This is a genomic window from Streptomyces sp. NPDC088910 (assembly GCF_044749865.1).
GTDB lineage: Bacteria > Actinomycetota > Actinomycetes > Streptomycetales > Streptomycetaceae > Actinacidiphila.
The window spans coordinates 322,317-346,543 of sequence record NZ_JBIVIV010000008.1 but is presented as its reverse complement, the minus strand read 5'-3'; the positions used below and the strand labels follow the sequence as shown (position 1 = coordinate 346,543).

Genomic DNA, 24,227 nt, shown 5'->3' with positions numbered 1-24,227 from the left:
GGCTGGTGCGGAACGACTGCTGCTAAGGGCTGCTTGTCACGGACTAGTTGGCCGGTCCCGTGACGGACTCGGCCGCCGCCGTACCGTGGACGACGATGTTGTGGTCGTAGAAGAAACCGGTGAGCATCGGCTCATACGTGAGCTGGACGGTCACCTCCACCCGGTTGGGCAGGGCGGAGGTGCAGTAGGAGGCCATGACGTCGGCCGGGCTCAGCCCCGACTGCTCGGCGAAATTCCTGACCCTGCCGGTGCAGGCCCCGGTGTTGATCACGGGCTGGGTGCCCGCGGGAGCGTTGCGCAGCGCCTCGACGTCGATGTCCTGGGCCGCGTAACGGGCCGCCTGCTCGGCTATGTCGGCGGCGCGCTCGCGCTTGGAGATCGACAGTCCGCCGTCGACGACGAAGGCGGCGAGCGCCATGAACACCACGGCGAAGATGAGCATCGCGGCGGTGCCGGAGCCGCGGTCGGGGCGGCGTACCACCCTCCGCGCCACCCTTCCTACGAGGCGCCGTACGACGTGCCGTGTCGCGTGCATCGGTCACTCCGCCCGTCGGTACGGGTCGAGCGGTGAGGCCGCCGTCGACGTGATCGTCTTGTTGATCTTGAGGCCGAGCGAGGCGAGGCCGCGGATGGTGCAGCTCACCTCGACCCTGAAGAGGGTGTCGGCCTCGAAGCCCTCGCTGGTCTTCTTCACCGACAAGGTGCCGGCCACGCAGGTGTCGCCGAGGTCCGCCCGGGCCGCCGCGATCGCCTCGGACATGGCGACGCCCTGACTGCGCTGGATCGACCCCGCGCGGGCGGCGTCCCTGGCGGCGCCGTCCACCGCGCCCCGGCCGTCGACGAGTTGGCCGAAGGCGACCAGGATCAGGATGAACAGGATCATGATCGGGGCGAGGATCACCACCTCGATGGTGGACAGCCCTCGGTCGGCCCGCTCCCCCACCCGTCTGGTGCGCAGTGCGGTTCGCAGTCGGGTACGCATCGGATCAGCCCCCGTTGTCCGGTACGAAGCGCTCCACCGGCCCCTGGGAACTCTCGTTCACCTTGAAGTGGAAGCCGGGGAAGATGGTCGGTACGTCGGCCGTGACGCGCACGCCGACCGTGGCCGCGTCCGGCTGCAAGGACGTCACCTTGCGGCCGTCCAGCAGATTCGGTCCGAGCTGGTCGATACGGTCCTCGGCCGCGCTGGTCGCCTTGCCCGACCAGCCGCCGGGATCGGCGTCGGCCTCCGCCCGCGCCTTGCGGGCACCGGCGTGCGCTGCCGCCTGCGCGACATGGTCGGCGAAGGAGTACAGACCGAACTGCACCGTCGCGAAGATCATGAAGAACAGGACCGGGGTGAGGAAGACGAACTCGATCGCGGTCATCCCGCGGTCATCGCCGGTAGGCGCCCCCGCGCCGCTTACCGCTCTCGTGCTCGTACGGCTGCCCACGCCGCTGTCGCCGCGGGCGGCGTCCAGCCTGCGGCGTACGGCGTGGTGCAGCGCGTCGATTCGTCGTTCCATCACGGATATCGGTCCCGGCCTCAGCAGGTCTTGCTGTCCGTGGTGTTCGAGATGCAGTTGCCGACGTCCGATGCCTTGCCCTTGAGGGCGCCGTTGATGATGACGGCGACCACGCCGACGACGGTGACGACCACCGCGGAGATGATCACCCACTCGACGGCGGAGGCACCGCGGGACAGGCCCTCGGAACGGGCGCGCTCGACGCGCCCCTTGAGGAAGGTGAGAAGGAAGTCGACAGCCGGATGGCTGACCTTGGACAAGCGGTTCATGGTTCAAGTCCTCTCGACTCGACGCTCGGCGTTTCGATGACAGTGGTGCTCAGGAGGGACGGTGACGATCGGAGACAGTGGTGCTCAGAGACGTTGGCGGTCAGACCTGGAACACGCGCATCGCGGCGGGAAAGATCAGGAAGACCAGGAAGCCCGCGCACAGCAGGAGTTGCGCGACGAGCATGGACTGGGACTTCTCGCCCGCGGATCCCTCGATCTCGGCGAGTTCCCGGTGCCGCATCGTCTCGGCGCGCGAGGCGAGCGACTCGCGGACCTTCGCGCCGTCGTCGGCCACCAGGCCGAGTGTGACGGACAGGTCCCTCAACTCCTCGACGCCCAGCTCGTCGCCGAGCCTGCCGAGGGCCACCCACTGGCTGGTGCCGGTGATCCGGGCATCGGCCAGGCAGTTGCGGATACGGGTCAGGGCCCAGCCGTCGCTGATCTCGGCGGCGGCCATCAGGGCCTCGGGCAGACCGCGGCCGCCCGCGAGGTTCATCGACACCAGGTCGAGGTAGGCGCCGATGACCCGGCGCAGGTCCTTGCGCTTGTCGGCGGCGTCGCGGCGCACTTCGAAGTCCGGCAGGAGGAAGAAGACGCCGCCGCAGATCAGGGCCATCCAGACCGGGATCACGGGGTTGCTGCCCATGCCGAGCTGCCAGATCACGGCGAAGAGGAACGGCCCGAAGATCACACCGGCCGCGGCCAGGATGATCTTCGTGGCCAGGAAGTTCTCCCAGCTCCGGTCGAGCACGGCGAGGTCGGCGCGGAGCGAGCGCTGCTCCCAGCCCTGCTGGAGGTAGAAGGTGGCGACCCGCTGGCCGACGCGGCCCTTGAAGTCGGTCGGTGCGGTGTGCGCCGGTCCGCTGCTGACCGGGCCCGCGGCGCGCATCGCGTCGATCTGCGCCACCGTGTGCACGGCGCTGCGCTTGCCGGGCATGAGCGCCCGGATGAGGACGAAGACGCCGAGGCCGACGGCCGCGCCGACCAGGCAGGTGAAGAGGATGTTGTTCATCGTGCCGCCCCCTGACCCGGGATGGCCTGGCCCGGTACGCCGCCGTGGCCGGGCACACCGCCGCGGCCCGGTGCCGTCGCGTGGCCGGGTGCGGCGTGCCCCGGCGCTCCGTGACCCGGCAGCGGCTGGCCGGGGGTCGCCTGTGCGTGGGCGCCGTGGCCGGGCGGCACTCCGATGCGGTCGGCGGCCGAGATGCGCTCCGGCTCATGGACCAGGAACCGGTCCGGCGTCTCGATGTTCGACAGCTTCCGCAGCCACCAGAATCCGGCCGCGAACAGCGCGCACACCAAGGTGAGTACGGCCTGGCCGATCGCCGTGCCGTACGGCTCGACGAAGCTGCGGTTGAAGATGGCCAGACCCAGCACGAAGGCCACGGACACCACGACGACGATCTGCACACTGCGCCGGGTGCTCGCGCGCTGCGCCATCACGCGCTGCCGCATGTCCACTTCCTCGCGGGCCGACTTGGCGAGCGCGCCGAGCACTTCGCGCAGACCGGGTCCGCGCAGACGGGCGTTGAGGATGAGCGCGGCGATGATGATGTCGGCCGACGCGTCGTTGATCTCGTCGGCGAGGTGCTGGAGCGCTTCCGGCAGCGGGGTGCGCGACCTGAGGCGGTCGACGAGCGACGACAGGTGGCCGCGCAGTGCGGGTGCGGCGGCGCGGGCCGAGGCGGGTATGGCCTGTTCGAGGCCGACGGCGCCCGCGATGGTGTCCCGCAGCGACTCGGTCCAGGCCGCCAGGGCTTCGACACGCTTCATCGCGGCGCGTTCCTCCGCCGCGCCGCCGAAGAGCTTGTCCCAGGTGAAGACCAGCACGGCGGTGGAGACACCGAGGACGGCCCAGCGGGTCAGGCCGAGGACGACGAGTCCCGCGACGATGGCGAGCGAGCCGCGCTGCGACAGGAAGCGCATGAACTCCGCCGCTTTGTCGCCGGACGACTCACCCGGCGCTGTCGCACCGGGCTTGGGCGCCCAGCCGCGCATCGCGAGGACGAACAGCGCGATACCGCCGCCGACGGCGGCTCCGGCGAGCAGTCCGTAGAGCACGGACAGGGAGAAGATCCCGGTCATTACCGCCACACCCCCGTGGGCTGGTAGCCGTTGGCGAGGAGTTCCTCGAGGCAGGAGATCGGGGCGTGCGGCAGTGCCACGCCCTCCCGCCCCTCGGCGAACACCTCGCTGGACAGTACGCGGCCGTCCACGCCGTTCACCTCACGGACGGAGGTGACCACACGGCGCAGGGTGCCGCCGCGCTGGAAGTCGTTGCGTCGCTGCACGAAGACGACGAAGTCGATGGCGCCCGCCACCAGCATCTGCGACGCCTCGACCGGCAGCCGCTCGCGCGCCTGGAGTGCGTAGGTGGAGATGCGGTTGAAGACCTCGGCGGAGCTGTTGGCGTGAATGGTGGACAGGGAGCCGTCGTTGCCCTGTGACATCGCGTTGAGCATGGTGACGATCTCGTCGCCGAGCACCTCACCGACGATGACGCGCGAGGGGTTCATGCGCAGCGAGCGGCGGACCAGCTCGGCCATCGAAATGGCGCCCTGGCCTTCGGAGTTGGGCAGCCGCTCCTCGAACGCCACGACGTTGGGGTGGATCTCGGGGAACTGGTCGAGGCCGAGTTCCAGCGCGCGCTCGACGGTGATCAGGCGCTCGTGCGGCGGGATGACGTTGGCCAGCGCGCGCAGCAGCGTCGTCTTTCCGGCGTTGGTGGCGCCGGCGATCATCACGTTCTTACGGGCGAGGACGGCGGCCGACAGGAAGGAGCCCAACTCCGGGGTGAGCGTGTAGTTGCCGACCAGGTCGGAGAGGAAGACCTTGCCGAGACGGGCGCGGCGGATGGACAGCGCGGGGCGGCGCGTGACGTCCATGACGGCGGAGAGCCGGGAGCCGTCCGGGAGCCGCAGGTCGAGTTGCGGGTTCGCGGAGTCGAAGGGGCGCGAGGACAGGCCGGAGTACGCGCCGAGCACCTGGATCAGCTCGATGAGTTCCTCGTCGGACTCGGCGACCGGCTCGACCTGGAGCTCGCGGCCGTCGGAGTAGCCGACGAAGACCTGGTCGCAGCCGTTGATGTCGATGTTCTCGACCTCGGTGTCGTCGAGCAGCGGCTGGAGCCTGCCGACGCCGAAGAGCGCGGCGTGCACGGCTGCCGCGTACGCCTCCTCGGCCTGCGCGTCGGGCGGGGTGCGGCCGAGGTTGATCTCGGCGCGGGCGTAGTCCTCCAGGATCTGCGCGATGATCGCCCGCGCGAACTGCCGCTCGTCCTCGGGTGACATGGCGGGTTCGCCGGTCACCTGGTCCAGTCGGCGCTGTTCCGAGATGCGGTCGCCCGCCTCCTGTCGGAACCGCTTGACCAACTGGTGGTCGACGGTGCTCATCGGAGCACTCCGTACCGGTGCGGTACGTCGGCGGTGATCTGCCGGGCCGAGCGGATCAGCAGGGACTTGTCCAGGCGGCCCCGGCGGCGGCCGTTGAGGGTGTCGGCGCCCGCCGTGTCGTGGGCGAGGGTGCCGACGACCCGTGCGGAGATCTGCGAGGCCACCAGCATCTCGTTGACCTGGCTGGCCTGTCGGGCGCTGTGGCTGGGGTCGGTGATGAGCACGATGCCGATCGGCGGGTGGCCGAGCGCGGCGGCGGCGCCGCGCTGCGAGCCGTGCAGTTTGGCCGACAGCGCACCGGCCCTGTCCCGTACCCGCGCGAGGTGTTCGGGTTCGGTGCGGGCCACCAGGAGGACGAGGGCGGCGTGCGAGAAGAGGTCGAGGGTGGGCGAGTCGGCGCCGATCCGGCCGCAGTCGGCGATCACGTCGGCGGCGCCGTTGGGCGACTCGGCGAGCGTGGCGAACGCCTGGCCGAGCATCGGCCACAGTCCGGACAGACCGGCGGCCTGTTCGGCGCTGCCGATGCCGACGAGGACGTCGAGTCCGCCGGCCAGCGGCTGGGCGTGGTCCCACAATTGCTCGGCGGCCAGGCCGCGTCGGGCGGTGGCGGCCAGCGAGAGCAGGCCGGTGTTGGGGTCGAGCATGCCGCCGTGCGCGGCGGGTGAGCGGTAGACGAGGTCGCCGCCCGCCGGGTCGGCCTCCGCCAGCAGGACACGGCGCGGCCATACGGCGGCGAGCGCGACGGCGCTGGTGGTGACGCCTGGTGAGCCCTTGTCCGCGGCGATTGCGATCAGTGCCATGACGTATTCGCCCGCTCGCTCAGTTCTTGCTGTCGGGCATGAGCACGAGCGCCACTTCGTTCGCCGCGGCGGCGAGGGTGAGTTTGCCCGCGACCGAGGAGTCCGCGATCACGGTGACCAGGGTGTCGCCGCCACCGAGCCCGGAGGAGTCGGACTTCACGGACTTGATGATCAGGCTGTCGCTGATCAGCGTGTTGGCGCTCGCTCCGCCGCTGTCGCCCGAGGAGCCGTTCTGCCCCTTGGCCGCGTCGTTCCCCACCAGATACGCGGCGACGGTGTGGCCGTTGGCGAGACCGTCGGGGAACACGCCCTGCTTGAGGGAGAGTCCGACCAGCGACTTCCCGGCCGGGAGGGCGCTGCTGTTCGTCACCATCTCCTTGACCAGGACGGAGCCTTTGACGATGTTCGTGGACGCCCGGTAGTTCTTCTCCAGGTCGCCGCGCTGCTTCCACAGCACGAAGTTGACCCCGGAGTCGTCGGAGACCATGACCTCGCGGAGCGCGGAGGCGGGAATCCGGTCCCCGACCGGGATGTCCTGGTCGATCTTCACGACCGAGATCTTGTTCCCCGCGCGCATGACCATCACGGTGGCGCCGAGCGCGCCGACGAGAATGAGCAGCACGGCCAGTGCGGCCAACGCGGGTTTGCGCTCCCGCGACACTGTCGGCAGCCGCTCTCCGCCCATCGGCGCCCCATGCATGGGCGCGGATCCGGACTGACGGCTGTTACTGCCGCCGCCCGCAGCGGAACGTTCTCTGGTCCTCACGTCACTGCCCCCGTCGAGCCGGCGTGCTTCTTCGAAATCGGTTGCGTGGGGAGAGACTGCCGCGCTCCTGTCCGGCGACAGCCCGCAGGCCGATGTCAAGTCACCGCACGCTATCAGCGCCTTACAAACACCCTCAAGGCGCATCCCGTGACAAGCGACTCACAGCCTTGCAACAGAACGGAACGGCTTCCGTGACATGCCCACGCTCGGGCCGCACGCTACCCCACCCGCCCCGTCCACCCCTCTTCCCTCCGGCCTGAGGACCACTGTCCCACCCGCGACGGGGGCCGTGTCCAGCCCTGTTCCCGGCCTGTGGATAAACCGGTGCAGGTTATCCACAGGCCGGGCACCTGAGGCCCCACGACCGGCCTCCAGCGGATATCGTCCTGAGAAACCAAGTCGAATCCGGGGGAACGAGGAACGTCGTGCGTCTGTCGTTGACCGTGGTCGACCCGCTCGGCGGGGACCGCGCCGATGTTGTGGTGGAGACCGAGTCCGCGTCGACCGTCGCGGATGTCGCGCGCGAGCTCGGACGGAAAGTCGGCGGAGGCGGCGCGGAGATCATCTCGATCTCCGGCGGCCCCTCGCGCGCGCCCGGCTCGCCCGCGGTGTACGTGGACGGGTACGCGGTGGACCCGAGTTGGTCGGTGGCCCAGTCACCGCTGCGCGAGGGCGCGGTGGTCAGCCTCTACGACCCGGCGGGCTGCCTGCCGGGCGAGCCCGCCGGTGTGGTCGAGCTGCGGGTCGCGGGCGGCCCGGACGCGGGCGCGGTCCACCGTCTGGGCATCGGCAAGGTGGAGATCGGGCGCGGTGCCTCGTCCCGGATCCGCATCGACGACTCGGAGTTGGCGGAGCGCGCCGCGGTGCTGACCGTGGGCATGGGCGGGACGTGCCAGGTCACGGTCGGCGGCGACACGAAGGAATGGCCGCTCGGCGACCAGCTCTCCCTCGGCAACAGCCTTCTGGAGCTTGGCCCCTATATCCCGCCGAACGCGGCGCTGCATCCCGGCGAGGACGGGGCGACCTACGACTACAACCGTCCGCCGCGGCTGTCACCGCCCGAGCGGACCACCGTCTTCCGGCTGCCGACCCCGCCGAAAGAGCCGGCCGGACGGCCGCTGCCGTGGCTGATGGCGGTCATGCCGCTGCTCATGGCCGTGATGATGGCCTTCATGATGCACCGCATGATGTACCTGTTCATGGCGGTCGTCAGCCCGATGGTCATGGTCGGCAACCACTTCATGGACAAGAAGAACGGCCGGAAGTCGTACGCGAAGACGGTCACCGAGTTCCGCGAGCGCAAGGAACGCATCGAGCAGGACGCCAACAAGGCGCTCGACCTCGAACGCAAGGACCGGGCCGCGGCCTCGCCCGACCCGGCGACCGTGCTCAACACCGCGACGGGGCCGCGCACCCGGCTGTGGGAGCGGCGGCGCGGCGACGCCGACCACCTGCTGATCAGGGTCGGCACGGCGAAGCTGCCGTCCGAGGTGATCCTGGACGACCCGGAGCAGGAGGAGCACCGCCGCAAGGTCAACTGGGAGATCGACGACGCCCCGGTCGCGGTGGAGTTGCGCAGGCTCGGCGTGATCGGTTTCGCGGCGCCCGGCGACGACGCGCGGGCGATGGGCCGTTGGGCGGTGGCGCAGATGGCGACGCTGAGCAGCCCGATGGATGTGCAGTTCTATGTGCTCACCGAGCAGTCGGGGCAGCAGAGTTGGGACTGGGTGCGGTGGCTGCCGCACTCGCGGCCGACCGACGGTCAGGACGCCAGCGCGCTGCTGGGCACGGACGCCGAGACGGTCGCGGCGCGGGTCGCGGAGCTGACCTCCATTCTGGACGGACGGCAGAAGGCGAAGCAGAAGGCGGGCAGCGCGGCCAATCACGCGGCCTTCTTCAAGGACCCGGACATCGTGGTGATCCTCGACGGGTCGCGGCGGATGCGGTCGCTGCCCGGCGTGGTGCAGCTGCTGCGCGAGGGCCCCGGTGTCGGGATGTTCGCCATCTGTCTGGACTCCGAGGAGCGCTTCCTGCCCGGCGAGTGCCAGGCCGTGGTGATTGCGGAGTTCGAGGCGCCCGCCGTGGACGCGACCGTCGCTTCCGTTCCGGAGACCGCCGCGGCGGCCGCGCCCCGGCAGGGCGGCTTTCCCTCGGTGAACGCCTGGTACGCGGGCGCGCAGCAGGCCCAGGCGGTGGCGGCGGAACCGGCCTCCGGCGCCTTCCGGTTGCGCGTCGAGCAGGCGGGGGTGGCACGCATCCGCAAGGTGCGGCCCGACCTCGTCTCGCCCGCCTGGTGCTCCCGGCTGGCCCGCTGCCTGTCGCCGATCCGGGACATCAGCGGTGACGCCGAGGACTCCGCGATCCCGTCCGCCAGCCGCCTGTTGGACGTCCTGGAGATCGAGCCGCCGACGGCCGACGCCATCGCCTCGCGCTGGCGGCTGAGTCCGATCTCCACCCAGGCGGTGGTCGGCGAGTCCTACGACGGTCCGTTCGCGATCGACATCCGCAAGGACGGGCCGCACGGCCTGATCGCGGGTACGACCGGTTCGGGTAAGTCGGAGCTGTTGCAGACCATCGTGGCCTCGCTCGCGGTGGCGAACACCCCCGAGGCGATGACGTTCGTGCTCATCGACTACAAGGGCGGCTCGGCGTTCAAGGACTGTGTGCAACTCCCGCACACCGTCGGCATGGTGACCGACCTCGACGCCCACCTGGTGGAGCGCGCGCTGGAGTCGCTGGGCGCGGAGCTGAAGCGGCGCGAGCACATCCTGGCCGAGGCCGGGGCCAAGGACATCGAGGACTACACCGACCTGATGCGGCGCCAGCCCGAGCTGAAGCCGATGCCGCGGCTGCTGATCGTGATCGACGAGTTCGCCTCGATGGTCCGTGAGCTGCCCGACTTCGTCACCGGTCTGGTCAACATCGCCCAGCGAGGCCGTTCGCTGGGCATCCACCTCATCCTCGCCACGCAGCGGCCGAGCGGTGTCGTCTCGCCGGAGATCCGGGCCAACACCAACCTGCGGATAGCGCTGCGCGTCACCGACGGCAGCGAGTCCTCCGACGTCATCGACGCCCCGGACGCGGGAAACATCTCCAAGTCCACTCCGGGCCGCGCCTATGTGCGGCTCGGCGCGACCTCGCTGGTCCCCTTCCAGTCCGGCCGGGTCGGCGGACGGCGGCCGGGCGCGGTCGAGAACGTGACGGTGGCGCCCTGGGTGGGCATCGTCGACTGGTCGCAGCTCGGCCGTTCGGCCCCCCGCCGCCCCGCGGGCGCCAAGGGCGAGGAGGACGAGATCACCGACCTGAAGGTGCTCGTCGAGGCGATCTGCGAGGCCAACGAGCGGATGGCGATCCCGCCGCAGCACAGCCCGTGGCTGCCGGCGCTGCCCGACAGTCTGCTGCTGGACGAGCTGCCGACGCCGGTCGCCGCGGGGGCGCTGCCGCCCGCCGCGTACGGCATCGAGGACCTGCCCGCGCTCCAGGCCCGGCGCCCGGTGGCCATCGACTTCCACACCTTCGGCCACCTGTTGGCGGCGGGCGCCCCGCGCTCCGGCCGCTCCCAGCTCCTGCGGACGATCGCGGGCTCGCTGGCCCGTACGCACTCCACCGCGGATCTGCACCTGTACGGCATCGACTGCGGCAACGGCGCGCTGAACGCGCTGACGAAGCTTCCGCACTGCGGCGCGGTCGTGGGCCGTGCGCAGTCGGAGCGGGCGATCCGGCTGATCGGGCGGCTCAAGGCGGAGATGACGCGCCGTCAGGAGCTGCTGGCCGGTGACGGGTTCGCGGACATCGGTGAGCAGCGCGCGGCGGTGACCACCGAGGAGGAGCGGCTGCCGCACATCGTGATCCTGCTCGACCGCTGGGAGGGCTGGACGCCCTCGCTCGGCGAGCTGGACCACGGGGCGCTCAGCGACGAGCTGTTCATGTTCCTGCGGGAGGGCGCCTCGGTCGGCATCCACCTGATCATCACCGGTGACCGCACGCTGATGGCGGGCCGGATCTCCACGCTCACCGAGGACAAGATCGCCTTCCGGCTCGCGGACCGCTCGGACTTCTCGCTGATCTCGGTCAATCCGCGCAAGGTGCCGGACGAGATCCAGCCGGGCCGCGCGTACCGGGCGGAGTCCGGCATCGAGACGCAGGTCGCGCTGCTCACCGACGACTCCACCGGTCAGGGCCAGGCCGCGGCGCTGGCCGCGATCGGCGCCGCCGCCACCGAGCGGGACGCGGCACTGCCCAGGGCGCGGCGGCCGTTCCGGGTGGACGTGCTGCCCTCGCGGCTGTCGTTCGCCGACGCGTGGGAGATGCGCGACACCGACGCGGCGCGCAATCCGCTGTGGGCGCTCGTCGGCGTCGGCGGCGACGAACTCACCGGCTACGGGCCCAACCTGTCCGACGGCCTGCCCGCGTTCGTCATCGGCGGCCCCGGCAAGTCGGGCCGCTCGACGCTGCTGCTCACCCTCGCGCGCAGCTATCAGCAACAGGGCGTGAAGCTGGTCGTCGCGGCTCCCCGCCCGTCGCCGCTGCGTGAACTGGCGGGCGCCGAAGGGGTGTTGCGGATGTACACCGACAGCGACATACCCGCCGACGACCTGGGCAAGGCGCTGGAGGAGGCCGAGGGCGGCCCGGTGGTCGTCATGGCCGACGACGCGGAGCTGCTGCGCGACTGCGACGCCAAGGATGTGCTGAAGGAGATCATCGCCCGCGGTTCCGACCGCGGCCGGGCCGTGGTCATCGCGGGCGGCGAGGAGGACATCTGCTCGGGCTTCTCCGGCTGGCAGGTCGACGCCAAGAAGGCGCGGCGCGGTGTGCTGCTCTCGCCGCAGCAGACCATGAGCGGTGAACTGATCGGTACTCGGTTGAGCCGCAGCAGCGTCGGCGGGCAGGTCACGCCGGGCCGGGCTCTGCTCCACCTCGGCGACGGTGAGCCGCTGACGGTGACGGTGCCGCTGACCACCTGAGCGACCGCCGTGGGGACCGGCGGCCTGACGGGCCGCCGGTCAGCTGCTCGGCAGTCCCGTGCGGGAGAAGGTGTCGGTCGGGCCACCGGTCCAGCGCACGGTGAGGGTCTTGCCGTCACCGGTCAGTTCGCCGCGGCCGGAGGTGCGTTCCTTGTCGCCGTCCATGCAGGTCAGCGTCAGGCCGAGGCCGTCGCGGTCGGTGTAGGTGCCGCCGCACAGGTGGCTGCTGGTCAGCCCGGCCTTGCCCTTGCCGAGGACGAGTTGGACCTTCGTCGAGCCCTGCGTCGCCAGCCAGACGCCCTCGACGCCCTGCGTCGAGTCGCCGCCGACGACGGAGGAGGCGGTGGGACTGCCCGACGCGCCCGGCTCGGCCGACATGCTCGCCGCCGTGCCCGGAGTGCCGGTCGCGGACGCGCTCGCGCTCGCGGGCGGCGCCTTCTTCGCCTCGTTCCCGCCGCCACTGCCGCACCCGCTCACAGCGAGTGCGGTGACGACCGCCACCGCGGCGATTCCCGCTCCCGTGGACGTACGACGAAGCACCTGAACTCCCCCATGTCGCTGTCTGGACCCGGCGTCGGCAAGCTACCAGCAGGTCCCCGAAGCAGGCGTGGGTGAATCGGCGCACACACGCGACTGCCACAGGACCGTGACCAGTGGGCCATCGATGGCCCGCATACGCCTAATAGAGTAGGGGCCCTGAGATCCGCACGCGGCCCGCGGAATCTTACGTAATGCCGAGAAAGGGTTGATTTTCCATGGGGGACTTGCAGATCAACGGGACGGTGATGGGGGACTTGCGAAAGACGTTCTCCACCATTGCGGACCGAATGGACACGGTGAGCCGGGCGATGGGCAATGCCAACGGCGAGTCGGTCGGCGCGCCCAAGCTGATAGACGACGTCCACGACTTCGCCGACGACTGGCACTACGGCATCAAGCAGATCGGCCAGCACGCCGACACCGCGGTCCACATGATCGACCAGATCGGCAAGACCTTCGACGACGCCGACCTGCAACTCGCCAACTCCCTCAAGACCGGCGGGAAGTGACGGGCGTGACGCGCAGCTTTCCGCATCTGGGCTTCGACCCCACGCCCGGGGACGTCGAGCGCACCCGCTCACTGGCCCGGCAGATCGGTGATGTGCACACCGAGTTGAGCACCACGGTCTCCGAACTGGGTCGGCTCGACTGCGGTTACTGGAAGGGCGAGGCCGCCAGGGCCTTCATTTCTCACATCGACAGCGATGTCACCCCGTTGATCAAGAAGGCGCACGACTCCTTCGGCCGCGCGTCCAGCGCGCTGGGCCGCTGGGCCGAGCAGCTCCACGGCTTCCAGGCGGAGGCCGACACGCTGGAGCGGGAGGCCGCCACCAAGCAGGGCACGCTCGACCACGCGAAGACCGCGGCGGGCATCCCCACGGACAACAGCGTTCCGCACCCGCAGCCTCAGGCGTCCCCCGACCCGGACCCGGCTGCCGCGGCCGACGCGAAGAAGAAGCAGCAGGCCGTCACCGACGCGAACAACGCGCTGGACGGCGTGCGCCACCGCGCGGAAGAGCTGCACAACCGTTTCACCAGCGCCGCCAACGCGATCAGCCACGACCTGGACAAGGCCGGTGACATCGCCCCGGACAAGCCGGGCCTGTTCAGCCGCATGGTGCACGGCATCGAGGACGCCTGGAACGACACGATCCAGTGGGTCAAGGACCACGCCGACATGATCAAACTCATCGGCGACCTGCTCAGCGACCTCAGCGGCCTCCTCGGCGTACTGGCCATCATCACCGCGCCCTTCGAGCCGCTGGGCGCGATCTTCGCCGCCGCGGCCGTCGTCACCAGCGCCGCCGCGCTGATCACCCACCTGATCGCCATGGCCGCGGGCGCCGACGTGAGCTGGATCAGCATCGGCTTCGACGCGCTGGGCGCGATACCCGGAATCGGCGCCTTCGCCAAGGGCGCCAAGGTCGCCGACGGAGCCATCGCCGCCACCCGCGCCGCCGAACTCGGCGAGGGATTCCGCGGAGTCACCACCATCAGCCGGAACTTCGTCGGCAAAGCGGGCGATTTCATCGCCGGCGGCAAGCAGATAAAGCTGTTCAAGAACGTCACGCTGGAGTTCGGCGGCCTCAAGACCGCCGGGCAGGTCATCTCCGACGGCAAGATCATCAATCGTATGCAGACGGTTTCCGAGCAGCTATACCACGGTGGCCAGTTGATCGGTACGAAGGGCATCAAGATGGTCACCGGCGGCCGGGTGGCGATCGACGCGATGGGCAACGTGGGCCGCTCCATCGACGTGGGGCTCAAGCTCGCGCCGAAGCTCTACTCGATCCCGCAGCACATCGGCGAGGCCGTCCACCTCGGCGACCGCTTCGACCGGGCGGCCACCGCCAACTAACGACCGGCGCCGACCGGCGACCGCGTACGGTCGTATCCGCACGGCCGCCGTACGAGGACTCCACGGCGACGTCGACAGCGAACCCCGCACAGTGACTCCGCACAGCGACTCAGCACAGCGACTCCGCTCAGAGCCGACCGAAAGGCGCACGACGATGGACTGGTTCCCGGATCAGGACGAATCCACGCTGGTACGTGCGCCGATTCGTTTCGCCACCGGTTACGCGCATCCGGTGGCGGGCTCGCGGTGGTTCCGGGACACCGAGCGGCGCGACATCCAGGCGGAGCTGCCGGGCTGGCCCGCCGGGCCGGAGTACACCCTGCACTCCAAGACGACGCAGAAGGTCGACCGGGTCGGCGGCGGGCTGCTCGGCGGCATCGTGACGGCGCTGCATGTCGCCGTCGAGGCGGTGACCGGCGGCAACTCGGTGCAGGTCGGCGGGGCGTCGCGGTCGGCGCCGCAGGACCCGGCGAACGAGTCCGAGGACTTCCCGGTGATGTGGGCCGCGCCGGGGACCGTCGCGCGTACCGTGCCGTGGCAGTTGGACCCCGCGCGCAGCGCGGAGCGCACCCGCGTGGACGCGGTCGTCACCGAACGCCGCTTCCTGCTGCTGGGCGTCGGGCCCGACCTCACGGCGTCCGCCACCGTCCTGTGGGAGACGCCCCGCGAGTCGGTGGGCGGCGCCGAGCAGTTGGCGTTCAGCGAGGGCGGGCACGATGTGCGCGTCACCTTCACCGACGGGTCGTGGGTGCGGCTGTCCACCGGAGCGGCCGACAAATTCGCCGGGGTGCTGGCCGAGCGGCGCAAGCCGCTGCCCGAGTCCGAACTGACCGCGGGACAGCGCGAGCGGCTGGCCCGTTTCGTCGGCGAACTGCCCGCCACGGCGCAGCCGCCGCGCGCCTTCCGGCTGGCCAGCGGTGCCGTCCTCGTCGAGTCCCAGGTCCCGGCGAAGGTCGGCAAGGGGCTGTTCGAGACCCACTCCGTCATCATGGGCGAGTCCGGCGAACCGGCCCGCCCGCAGCCTGGCGACCTCTGACCCCGACGGTCCTCGGCCGCCGTCCGAAGCCCCACCGCCCGAAAGCCCCACCGCCCGACGCCCAGCCGTCCAACGCCCCGCTGTCCAAGGCCCCGACGCCCGACGCCCCGACTCCCCTTGACGACCTCTGCCGTCCAGAACCTCTAGGCGAGACCACCATGACGACTCCCCCTCCGGACGCCACCACCCCGGAAACCCCCGCCGCGGCGGGCCCGACAGCCGCGGCGGACGACACCGGCCTCGAACTCCAGGCCGTCGAGATGTCGGACGTCCCCCCGCTGTCCTTCGTCGTCCCCGAGTCCTTCCACGGACTGCCGATCGCGGCCACCCCCGAGGAGCGCGCCGCGCTCGCCGAGGAGTTCGTACGGGAGATGTACCCGGAGGGCAACGACGACCTGTGGACGCCCGCCGCCCCGTACTACGCGGCGCTCGGCGAGGCGATGGGCGACCGGGGACTCGCGTACTCCGCGATGGGCCTGTTCTCCATCGACGAGGGCATAGCCCACTGCTCCTTCACGGTCGCCGCGATCGCCTCCGACCACCCCTCCCCCGAGGTCGCCGCGCTCGGCATCCGGGAGATCCTGGTCCGCGAGGAGACCAACGACGCCCGCTGGCTCGACCTGCCCTGCGGCCCCGCCGTCTCCTGCGTGACCCTGCGCGAATACGTCATCGGCGCCGAACTCACCGCCAGCGGCGAAGAGGTCAAGCTCCAGATGGGCCAGGTGCAGGTGTACGTGCCCTTCCCCACCGGCCCCTACACCGCGGTCTTCACCCTGGACACCGCGGCCGTCAACTACTGGGGCGAGTTCAGCGAGCTGACGATGGCCATCCTGCGCAGTGTCAGCTTCGCGGACGACGACGGCACCGTCGGCGACGGCACCGCAACGGCATCCGCGGCCGAGGACGGACCCGCAAGCGGGAACGGGAACGGCCAGACCGTGACGCCGACCGGCCCCGGCGCGAGCACGGGCGCCGACACGGGCACGGGCCCCGGCACCGGCACAGCCACCGGCACGACCTCACCGCAGGCCGACCGATGACGGCGCCGCTTCCCGGCACGCCCCAGGACCCGGAAGCGGCCGGACCCCCCACCGGATTCGCCCGCGTGTGGGAAGCGGGCCGGATCGGCTCCCCGACCCGCGGCGCCGCCTGGGCACGCTGCGCCGTCACCCTGCTGTTCACCGTGCTCGCCACCGTCGCGGTCGCGATCGGCTGGTCGCACGCCACCTACGCGGGCTCCTTCGCCGTGGCGGGCGTCGCCCTGATCGTGGTGACCGCCTCGGTCACCATGGTGCTGACGCTGTACTGGCTGCACGGCTCCATCGGTCAGGTCATGTGCGGTTTCCTCCTTCTGCTCTTCTGCATGTTCGTCGGTGGTTACGCCGTCTCCAGCGCGCTGTTCGCGGCGCGCGGTGAGGTGTCCACCGGTGTGATCACCGAGTACACGAACCGCACCACGCTGCGTACGTCCTGGGAGTCGTGCCGGGTCCGGCTGGACAGCGGCGCCATGGTGGACCGGGAGATCCGCTGCGACCGGGCGTCGGTCGGCAAGCACGTCACCGTGACGCAGGACCCCTCCGGCATCGCCGCCCCCGCGTTCGGCGATCGCACCGACGGCTCACCGGTCCTCTCCGGCTTCGTCGGCGGCGCCTTCCTCCTGCTCGTCCTCACGATCGTGCGCGCCACCGCCGTCGGTGAGCGCTACCGGCTGACCGGCGCCGCCAGCCCCGCCGAGGGCCCGAACCCCGGCTACTACCCGCGCCGGCTGGCCTCCCCCGACTACGGCTCCCGCGCCTCCGCCTGACCGACCGCCGACGCCTGCCCCACCGGCTGGGAGGCCGGGCGGCACCGCGGCCACCACCGCCTTCCGACCGGCACCCGCGACCCGCCGCCGGACGAACGCCCCCCGTACGCCCCGGTCTCAGCGGCTCTCCGCCGTCTGCGGCTCCGCCAGCGCGCCCCGCAGAAAGCCCTCGACCGCCTCGCACCACGCGTCGGGCTGGTCCCACGGGACGAGGTGACCGGCGTCCGGGATCTCCGCGTAACTGCCCCGGGGCAGCACCCGGACCATCTCCTGGGCCTCCGCGCGGCCCAGCTCGCCGTCGAGACCGCGGACGACGAGGGCGGGGCAGCCGACCCGCGCCAGCTCGTCCCAGTGGGCGTCACGTATCCAGGGGTCGCGGGAGCGCAGCAGATGGCGGGGCGCGTAGAGCGGGCGCCAGCCGTCGCCCCGCTCCTCCATGACCTCGGCGAAGAAGTCACCCCTGGCCGGATTCGGCGGATCGGCCCACGGGTCCTCCACGCCGAACCAGCGGCGCGCGTCGGCGAGCGTGTCGAAGGGCAGCGGCCAGGACCGCGTCCAGTCCTCCCACTCGCGCTGCCCGGCCTCGCCGAGCGCCGCCGCGCGCATGTCGCAGATGACCACCGCGGCCACGAGGTCGGGACGGCTCGCGGCGACCTGCCAGGCGGTGAGCGCCCCCATGGAGTGGCCGACCAGGGTGACCGGGCCGAGGTCGAGCTGTTCGACGGCGGCGACGGCGTCCGCCACGTACGCCTCCGGGGTGTACGGGCCCTCCGGCTTCGCGCTGCGTCCGTGGCCGCGCTGGTCGAGGGCGACGGCCCGGTAGCGCGAGGAGAGACGGCGGGCGGTCGGCGCCCAGTGCGAGGCGCGGCCGAGCAGGCCGTGCAGGAGGAGCACGCCGGGACGCCGGGCACCGGATTCGGGACCGGGCCCGGGACCCGCTCCGGAACGGGAAGGGGTAGCGCCACCGGAACGGGAAGCGGAACCGGCCCCGGAATCCACCTCGGCCGCGTAATCCCAGGCGGCGAGCCGGGCCCCGTCGGCCCCGATCACCTCGGTGCGCCGGGTCGTATGCCGCGTCGTGTGCCGAGCCGCCTGCCGCGTCGCGTGGCCGGCCATGTGCCCCACCCCCTTCCGTCGATCTCGTCCGTCCGGCCGCACGCTCGCGGCCGGCTCGTCCAGGACCCCCACGCTATCGAACTTTTATTCGAACAAGCTCGTCCCGCGCCCAACACCGCTCTTTCGAGTGACAACGCTCAAGGATTGGCGGCTCAGGCCGAGGGGAGGACTTCTGCGGGGCGCGGCGCGCAGGGGAAGCGGGCCGCGGGAGGCACTCGGGAGGCTCGGGGTCCCGGGTCCTTCGAGGGGGTCCCAAGGGGAGGGACAAGGGGAGGAGGGGCCCCGACGCCGTTCGACGGCGCCGGGGCCCTCACCCTTCAGGAAGGCACGAAGCCGTGGGGCTACCGCTTGGCCACGAAGACGTGCGAGGCGATCTCGGCGTCCAGTTCGGCCGCCTCGCCGCCGCTGCCGACGAGCACTCCGCCCGCCGACGACGTGACGCTGACCACGGCGCCCGGCTGCACACCGGCCCGCCGCAGCGTGTACATCACCTGCGCGTCGGTCTGGATCGGCTCACCGATCCTGCGCACCACGACGCTCGCCCCGGCGGCGCCCGGCTGCAACTCGTTGAGACTGACCATGCCGTCCTCCAGGAACGGATCGGCCTCGCCCTTCTCGCCCAGCTCCTCGAGTCCGGGAATCGGGTTCCCGTACGGCGACTCGGTCGGGTGGCGCAGCAGTTCGAGCACGCGCCGCTCCACCGCCTCGCTCATCACGTGCTCCCAGCGGCACGCCTCCGCGTGCACCTGCTCCCACTCCAGGCCGATCACATCGACCAGCAGGCACTCGGCGATGCGGTGCTTGCGCATCACGCGGGTGGCGGTGCGGCGCCCCTCGTCGGTCAACTCCAGATGCCGGTCGTTGGCGACGTGCAGCAGCCCGTCGCGCTCCATCCGCGCCACCGTCTGGGAGACCGTCGGGCCGCTCTGGTCGAGCCGCTCGGCGATTCGGGCGCGCATGGGGACCACACCCTCCTCCTCCAGCTCCAGGATGGTGCGGAGATACATCTCCGTCGTGTCGATCAATCCGGACATGCGCGCCCCTCGTTTGTTCGTGCGTGGCCCTCAACCAATTCTGACCCATAGCGCCGACAACGGTCCCCGATCCGGTCGTCGCCCTTTCTTGACACCGGCTCGCGGGGGCCGCACGGTGATCCGCATGAGTGAGCCTCGCGAGTCCCTGGCCGACCGATACTTCGACGCCGCGATCACCCTTCTGCACCGGATCAGGGACGAGGAGGCCGCCGGGATCCAGGCCGCCGCGGACGCCGTCGCCGACGCCATCGCCGCGGACGGGCGGGTCTTCGTCTTCGGTGCCGGCCACTCCTCGCTGCCCGCCCAGGACGTGGTCTACCGGGCGGGCGGCCTCGCCCTCATCAATCTACTGGCTGTTCCCGGCGTCGTCGGCGTGGACGTGATGCCCGCCACCTTGGGCAGCGCCCTGGAGCGGGTCGACGGCCTCGCGGGCGCCGTCCTGGACACCAGCCCCGTACGGCCGGGCGACGTCCTGTTCGTGATCTCCCTGTCCGGGCGCAACGCGCTGCCGGTCGAGATGGCGCAGAACGCCCGCGCCCTGGGCCTCACCGTGATCGGCGTCACCTCGGTCGCGTACGCCAAGGAGACGCGTTCCCGGCACGCCTCGGGCACCTTCCTCAAGGACCACTGCGACATCGTCCTCGACTCCAAGATCGCGGTCGGCGACGCGGAGCTGACCGACGACGCCATCCCCGCGCCCTTCGCCCCCGCCTCCACGGTCGTCATCAGCGCCCTGATGCAGGCCGTCGTCGCGACCGCCGCCACCGGGCTCGCCGCCCGCGGCGTCACCCCGCCCATGCTGCGCTCGGGCAACGTGGACGGCGGCCACGACTGGAACGGCCGGATCTTCGAGGAGTACCGGGAGCGGATCTTCTTCCGGCACTGACCGGCGACGGGCCACCTGCACCGGCCTTCCCGCATCACCGACCGGCAGCAGGCCGCCCGCACCGGCGTTCCGGCACTGACCGGCAGCAGGCCCGCCCGCACCGGCCTTCGTCCGCTGCCCGCCGACGCCCCGCGAAGGGCGTCGGCGCTCAGCGGTCCCCCGTCAGCCCGGCCAGGTCCAGCGCCATGGCGACCCGCGCCGCGACGTCCTCCGCGTACGCCGCGTCCGCCCGGTCGAAGAGCCTGCGGCCCGAGCCGCGCAGGAAGGTGAGCGCGCCGACCGTACGGCCCCTGCTGCGCAGCACCGTGGCCAGCCCGTGCACGGTCCCGGAGGGCCAGCGCCTGGCCGCCGCCCACTCGTCGATCCGTTCACCGGTCGCCGGTTCGTCCGCCGTCAGCGCGCCGAAGCTGGCGCGTACGGTGCCGATCCGCTCCAGCGCCTGGAGGACGGGGTGGGCGACGTCGTAGCCGACCGGGATGGAGTTGTCCTCGGTGGCGTCGGCGGGACCGGGCTCGCCCGCCGGGGTCGCCGCGATCCGGATCAGGCGGCCCGCGTCGTCGGTGATGTCGACCAGGGCGTGGTCGGCGAATCCGGCCAGTGCGAAGTCGAGCTGCAAGGTCGCGGCCTCAAGGGCGCTCTCGCACTCGGCGGCGGCGCGGTCGGCGCGGTGGAGCTGCTGGTAGCGGAACCGCACCTGGGCCCCGTCCTTCTCCAGCGCCTTCTGCCGGGTGATGTCCAGGAAGAGCCAGCCCACGCCCAGCGGTACAGGTTCCTCGCCCAGCGGCGAACCGAGGCGGACGAATCCGCTGCGCCAGCAGTAGCGCCCGCCGGTCTCGTCGCCGCGCACGGTCACCCACAAGTCGGTGGTGGCGGGCGGCGCGCCCTCGGAGAGCACGTGCTGGAGTACGTTCTCCAGCTCCTCGACGCCCTGGGCCAGCAGGTCGCCCAGCGGCCTGCCGAGCAGCGAGTCGCGGCCGGTGCGCAGCAGGCGGGCGGCGTGCGCGTTGACCACGGCGGGGCGCAGATCGGCGTCGATCAGTACCACACCCCATGAGGCGTCGGTGAAGAGCACTTCGCTGAGAGCGATCGACCGTTCCAGGTCGATCTGCGCGTGCACCTCGGAGAAGGCGCAATAGACGCCGCTCGGCTGCCCGTCGGCGCCCTGCACGGCCGCCGACTGGGTACGGACGAGCACCCGGCGGCCGTCCTTGGTGACGAGCGCGAATTCGTGCACCTGGCGGCCGGGGCCGTCCATGGCGCCGAGCAGGCGTTCCTCGGTCTCGCGGGCGTCGGCCGTACGCGCCGCCCAGCCGGCGAATCCGTGCCGCCCGATCGCGTCCTGCGCGGTCCAGCCCAGGATGCGGACGGCTTCGGAGTTCCAGTGGGTGATCACGCCATGGCGGTCGAAGGCGCACAGGCCCGCTTCCATGCCGTCGAGGAGCGCGGCGAGCAAGTGCTCGTCGCCCTCGTGCCCGTCATGGGCCCCGTCCGGGGCAATGCCGTCGCCACCCCCCTGGCTCCCGTGGACTTCGCCACCGCTGTTGTCGCCACTGCCGCCGTCATCGAGCGGCTTTGATTGCGCGTCGAAAGGCTGCACGTCGCAACATTGAACTCTGGTGTGGGCTGCGTCACACGAGATTTCCATAAATAGGTTGTGCGGTTCCGGCCGGCTTCTTACTGTTGCGGGACACACGAAGGGAGGTGGTCTGACGCATGAAGTGCACTCGGACACGTGAGGTGGCTGCGGGCTAGCTCCGCGCACTGGGCGTGCGCGAAGCGCGCCAATCCCACGCAGTTCACCCGACCCGCGGGCTCGTCGGACTTGTCCGGCCGGTGCCCGGAGCCTCCTGGCTCCGGGGAGCAGCCCGCGGGTCGTTCGCGTTCCAGCAGGACCAGCGCTCCAGGACCGGCCCTCAAGGACCGGCCTTCCGGGACCCACGCTCCAGCACCGGCGCTCCGGAACCAGCGCTCCGGCAGCCGCGTTTTACGGCGCCAGGCGCTCGATTCCCCATCCGCCGTCCGCACCGCGCGTATAGCGCAGCCGATCGTGCAGCCGGTTCTCCCGGCCCTGCCAGAATTCGACGGTGCGCGGCTCGACCCTGAAGCCGCCCCAGAACGGCGGTACGGGCACGTCCGTCCCTTCCGGCCAGCGCGCGCACAGCTCCGCGTAGCGCGCCTCCAGCACCTCGCGCGAGGCCACCACGGCCGACTGCTCGCTCGCCCAGGCGCCGATCCGCGAACCGTACGGTCGGCTGCGGAAATACGCCGCCGTCTCCTCCTGCGGCACGCGCGCCGCCGAGCCCCCGACGATCACCTGGCGGGCGATCGGATGCCAGGGGAAGAGCAGGGCCAGGTGCGGGTTGGCGGCCAGCTCGCGGCCCTTGCGCGACGCGTAATTGCTGAAGAAAACGAATCCGCGCTGGTCGTAGCCCTTGAGCAGGACCGTACGGGAGCTGGGTACGCCGTCGGCGTCGGCCGTGGACACCACCATGGCGTTGGGTTCGGCGAGCGCGCCGTCGTCACGTGCCCGTACGGCGTCGGCGAACCAGCGGGCGAACTGCTCGTAGGGGTCGGCCGCCAGCTCCGGCTCGGTCAGTCCCGCGGCCCGGTACTGCTCGCGCATCGCCGCCGGGTCCGCGGCCGGGAGGGGCTGCACCTGGCGCTCTTCATGTGGTTGTCGCACGGGCACATCTTGCAGGACGGCGGGTCCCGGCGCCGACGTCCGCGAATGTGCCGGAACTCACGCTGTCCGGCGCGACCGGCAGCAAGGAGAATGGCCGGCCGGGGCCAGGTCCTGTCCGGCGGATCGTGGGACGGTCCAGGCTGATCCGGATGGAGCAGGGTGACAGCCCCTCGGGCGGGGCATGACCGTGGGGTCGGCCCGTCCGGCACACTCCCGCCCGCACACCCCCGGGCACCGTCGTCGTCTCATTCATCAGGCACTGCCGCACCACCGCACTGTCGTGATCATCAAGAGGAGCCGCCTCATGTCCGACTTCGTACCCGGACTCGAGGGAGTCATCGCGTTCGAAACGGAGATCGCCGAGCCCGACAAGGAAGGCGGTTCGCTGCGTTATCGCGGTGTCGACATCGAGGACCTGGTCGGCCATGTGTCCTTCGGGAACGTGTGGGGCCTGCTGGTCGACGGGAAGTTCAACCCCGGTCTGCCGCCCGCCGAGCCCTTCCCCATCCCGGTGCACTCCGGCGACATCCGGGTGGACGTGCAGTCCGCGCTCGCCATGCTCGCCCCGGTGTGGGGTCTCAGGCCGCTGCTGGACATCGACGAGGCGGAGGCGCGCGACGACCTCGCGCGCGCCGCGGTGATGGCGCTGTCGTACGTCGCCCAGTCCGCGCGCGGCCAGGGGCTGCCCATGGTGCCGCAGAAGGAGATCGACAAGGCGCACTCCATCGCCGAGCGGTTCATGATCCGCTGGCGCGGCGAGCCCGACCCCAAGCACGTCGCGGCGGTGGACGCGTACTGGACGTCGGCGGCCGAGCACGGCATGAACGCCTCCACCTTCACCGCCCGGGTCATCGCCTCGACCGGCGCGGACGTCGCCGCCGCGCTGTCCGGCGCGGTCGGCGCCATGTCGGGCCCGCTGCACGGCGGCGCGCCGTCCCGCGTCCTCGGCATGATCGAGGAGATCGAGCGGACCGGGGACGCGGAGGCGTACGTGAAGGCCGCCCTCGACAAGGGTGAGCGCCTGATGGGCTTCGGCCACCGCGTCTACCGCGCGGAGGACCCGCGGGCGCGCGTGCTGCGGCGTACGGCGCGGGAGCTGGGCGCGCCGCGCTACGAGGTCGCGGAGGCGCTGGAGAAGGCGGCGCTCGCCGAGCTGCACGCCCGCCGCCCCGACCGGGTGCTCGCCACGAACGTCGAGTTCTGGGCGGCGATCATGCTGGACTTCGCGGAGGTCCCGGCGCACATGTTCACCTCGATGTTCACCTGCGCCCGTACGGCCGGCTGGTCCGCGCACATCCTGGAGCAGAAACGTACCGGCCGCCTTGTCAGGCCCTCGGCGCGCTACGTGGGGCCCGGTGTCCGCGGACCGCAGGATATCGAGGGTTTCGCGAGCATCGCGCACTGAACCGCGGCGCATTTCGGCGCAGGGCGCGGGAGGGCCGTCGGGCCGGTCCTCGCGCGCCCCTTCGCCGTTTCGCGCGCCGGTGCGCGACGCGGGGCCAGGTGCCCGGCCGGCCGGGGCGCACACCCTGTGTGACACCGTCTCACCCGATGGAACGCTCCCGGAAACACGC

The 24,227-nt window shown here is 71.5% G+C and carries 22 protein-coding genes; 8 read left to right on the top strand and 14 right to left on the bottom strand.

Features of this window, described 5'->3' with window-relative positions:
• Nucleotides 1–43 precede the first annotated feature (43 nt).
• The 9 genes from ACIP4Z_RS20905 to ACIP4Z_RS20865 all read right to left on the bottom strand — a co-directional run bounded on the left by ACIP4Z_RS20905 (nucleotide 44) and on the right by ACIP4Z_RS20865 (nucleotide 6,651).
• Complete coding sequence (locus ACIP4Z_RS20905) at nucleotides 44–535, bottom strand: pilus assembly protein TadG-related protein (protein WP_391043130.1); 492 nt, start codon at nucleotides 533–535, stop codon at nucleotides 44–46.
• Nucleotides 536–538: 3 nt separating this feature from the next.
• Nucleotides 539–982, bottom strand: a complete 444-nt coding sequence (locus ACIP4Z_RS20900; protein WP_401310066.1) for a TadE/TadG family type IV pilus assembly protein — start codon at nucleotides 980–982, stop codon at nucleotides 539–541.
• 4 nt (nucleotides 983–986) lie between these two features.
• Nucleotides 987–1,505, bottom strand: coding sequence for a TadE family protein (locus ACIP4Z_RS20895; protein ID WP_355337498.1), 519 nt, complete (start codon nucleotides 1,503–1,505; stop codon nucleotides 987–989).
• Between the two features lie 20 nt (nucleotides 1,506–1,525).
• Nucleotides 1,526–1,774, bottom strand: coding sequence for a hypothetical protein (locus ACIP4Z_RS20890; RefSeq protein ID WP_391043127.1), 249 nt, complete (start codon nucleotides 1,772–1,774; stop codon nucleotides 1,526–1,528).
• Nucleotides 1,775–1,874: 100 nt separating this feature from the next.
• Nucleotides 1,875–2,786 (bottom strand): type II secretion system F family protein, encoded by a 912-nt coding sequence (locus ACIP4Z_RS20885; protein ID WP_391043126.1) that lies wholly within the window; start codon nucleotides 2,784–2,786, stop codon nucleotides 1,875–1,877.
• Nucleotides 2,783–3,859, bottom strand: a complete 1,077-nt coding sequence (locus ACIP4Z_RS20880) for a type II secretion system F family protein (protein WP_401310062.1) — start codon at nucleotides 3,857–3,859, stop codon at nucleotides 2,783–2,785. Before ACIP4Z_RS20880 ends, ACIP4Z_RS20885 begins: the two co-directional genes overlap by 4 nt.
• On the bottom strand, nucleotides 3,859–5,166 hold the full coding sequence (locus ACIP4Z_RS20875) for an ATPase, T2SS/T4P/T4SS family (RefSeq protein ID WP_391162465.1): 1,308 nt from the start codon (nucleotides 5,164–5,166) through the stop codon (nucleotides 3,859–3,861). Before ACIP4Z_RS20875 ends, ACIP4Z_RS20880 begins: the two co-directional genes overlap by 1 nt.
• Nucleotides 5,163–5,966 carry a hypothetical protein gene (locus ACIP4Z_RS20870; protein WP_391162466.1) on the bottom strand — a complete coding sequence of 268 codons (804 nt, stop codon included), beginning with the start codon at nucleotides 5,964–5,966 and terminating at the stop codon, nucleotides 5,163–5,165. The genes ACIP4Z_RS20875 and ACIP4Z_RS20870 overlap by 4 nt, the downstream gene beginning before the upstream one ends.
• A 19-nt stretch (nucleotides 5,967–5,985) precedes the next feature.
• On the bottom strand, nucleotides 5,986–6,651 hold the full coding sequence (locus ACIP4Z_RS20865) for a hypothetical protein (protein WP_355337480.1): 666 nt from the start codon (nucleotides 6,649–6,651) through the stop codon (nucleotides 5,986–5,988).
• A gap of 506 nt (nucleotides 6,652–7,157) precedes the next feature.
• Here ACIP4Z_RS20865 and ACIP4Z_RS20860 point away from each other — a divergent pair.
• Nucleotides 7,158–11,696 (top strand): FtsK/SpoIIIE domain-containing protein, encoded by a 4,539-nt coding sequence (locus tag ACIP4Z_RS20860; RefSeq protein ID WP_401310057.1) that lies wholly within the window; start codon nucleotides 7,158–7,160, stop codon nucleotides 11,694–11,696.
• A gap of 39 nt (nucleotides 11,697–11,735) precedes the next feature.
• Here the strand turns inward: ACIP4Z_RS20860 and ACIP4Z_RS20855 are convergent, their stop codons facing one another.
• Nucleotides 11,736–12,236, bottom strand: a complete 501-nt coding sequence (locus tag ACIP4Z_RS20855) for a hypothetical protein (RefSeq protein ID WP_391043120.1) — start codon at nucleotides 12,234–12,236, stop codon at nucleotides 11,736–11,738.
• A 287-nt stretch (nucleotides 12,237–12,523) separates the two neighbouring features.
• Between ACIP4Z_RS20855 and ACIP4Z_RS20850 the strand changes: the two genes are divergently transcribed.
• From ACIP4Z_RS20850 to ACIP4Z_RS20830, 5 genes are all read left to right on the top strand, one after another.
• Nucleotides 12,524–12,745, top strand: a complete 222-nt coding sequence (locus ACIP4Z_RS20850) for a hypothetical protein (protein WP_317452509.1) — start codon at nucleotides 12,524–12,526, stop codon at nucleotides 12,743–12,745.
• A 5-nt stretch (nucleotides 12,746–12,750) separates the two neighbouring features.
• A complete protein-coding gene (locus tag ACIP4Z_RS20845) occupies nucleotides 12,751–14,094 on the top strand; it encodes a putative T7SS-secreted protein (RefSeq protein WP_355337470.1) in 1,344 nt (447 codons plus the stop codon).
• Between the two features lie 154 nt (nucleotides 14,095–14,248).
• Nucleotides 14,249–15,130, top strand: a complete 882-nt coding sequence (locus ACIP4Z_RS20840; RefSeq protein WP_401310052.1) for a hypothetical protein — start codon at nucleotides 14,249–14,251, stop codon at nucleotides 15,128–15,130.
• Nucleotides 15,131–15,288: 158 nt separating this feature from the next.
• On the top strand, nucleotides 15,289–16,170 hold the full coding sequence (locus ACIP4Z_RS20835; protein ID WP_391162472.1) for a hypothetical protein: 882 nt from the start codon (nucleotides 15,289–15,291) through the stop codon (nucleotides 16,168–16,170).
• Nucleotides 16,167–16,934 carry a hypothetical protein gene (locus tag ACIP4Z_RS20830; RefSeq protein ID WP_401310049.1) on the top strand — a complete coding sequence of 256 codons (768 nt, stop codon included), beginning with the start codon at nucleotides 16,167–16,169 and terminating at the stop codon, nucleotides 16,932–16,934. The genes ACIP4Z_RS20835 and ACIP4Z_RS20830 overlap by 4 nt, the downstream gene beginning before the upstream one ends.
• A gap of 117 nt (nucleotides 16,935–17,051) precedes the next feature.
• Here the strand turns inward: ACIP4Z_RS20830 and ACIP4Z_RS20825 are convergent, their stop codons facing one another.
• Together ACIP4Z_RS20825 and ACIP4Z_RS20820 are read right to left on the bottom strand one after the other, a co-directional pair.
• Entirely contained in the window at nucleotides 17,052–18,050 is a 999-nt protein-coding gene (locus ACIP4Z_RS20825) for an alpha/beta fold hydrolase (protein WP_401310046.1), read from the bottom strand.
• A 341-nt stretch (nucleotides 18,051–18,391) separates the two neighbouring features.
• A complete protein-coding gene (locus tag ACIP4Z_RS20820) occupies nucleotides 18,392–19,084 on the bottom strand; it encodes a metal-dependent transcriptional regulator (protein ID WP_188279958.1) in 693 nt (230 codons plus the stop codon).
• 124 nt (nucleotides 19,085–19,208) lie between these two features.
• Here ACIP4Z_RS20820 and ACIP4Z_RS20815 point away from each other — a divergent pair, with 124 nt between their 5' ends.
• On the top strand, nucleotides 19,209–19,970 hold the full coding sequence (locus tag ACIP4Z_RS20815; RefSeq protein ID WP_355337455.1) for an SIS domain-containing protein: 762 nt from the start codon (nucleotides 19,209–19,211) through the stop codon (nucleotides 19,968–19,970).
• Nucleotides 19,971–20,118: 148 nt separating this feature from the next.
• Here the strand turns inward: ACIP4Z_RS20815 and ACIP4Z_RS20810 are convergent, their stop codons facing one another.
• A complete protein-coding gene (locus tag ACIP4Z_RS20810) occupies nucleotides 20,119–21,615 on the bottom strand; it encodes a PAS domain-containing protein (protein ID WP_391043110.1) in 1,497 nt (498 codons plus the stop codon).
• A 339-nt stretch (nucleotides 21,616–21,954) separates the two neighbouring features.
• Nucleotides 21,955–22,593, bottom strand: a complete 639-nt coding sequence (gene pdxH, locus ACIP4Z_RS20805) for a pyridoxamine 5'-phosphate oxidase (protein WP_401310145.1) — start codon at nucleotides 22,591–22,593, stop codon at nucleotides 21,955–21,957.
• Nucleotides 22,594–22,957: 364 nt separating this feature from the next.
• Between pdxH and ACIP4Z_RS20800 the strand changes: the two genes are divergently transcribed.
• Complete coding sequence (locus tag ACIP4Z_RS20800; protein ID WP_401310041.1) at nucleotides 22,958–24,058, top strand: citrate synthase 2; 1,101 nt, start codon at nucleotides 22,958–22,960, stop codon at nucleotides 24,056–24,058.
• Nucleotides 24,059–24,227 lie beyond the last annotated feature (169 nt).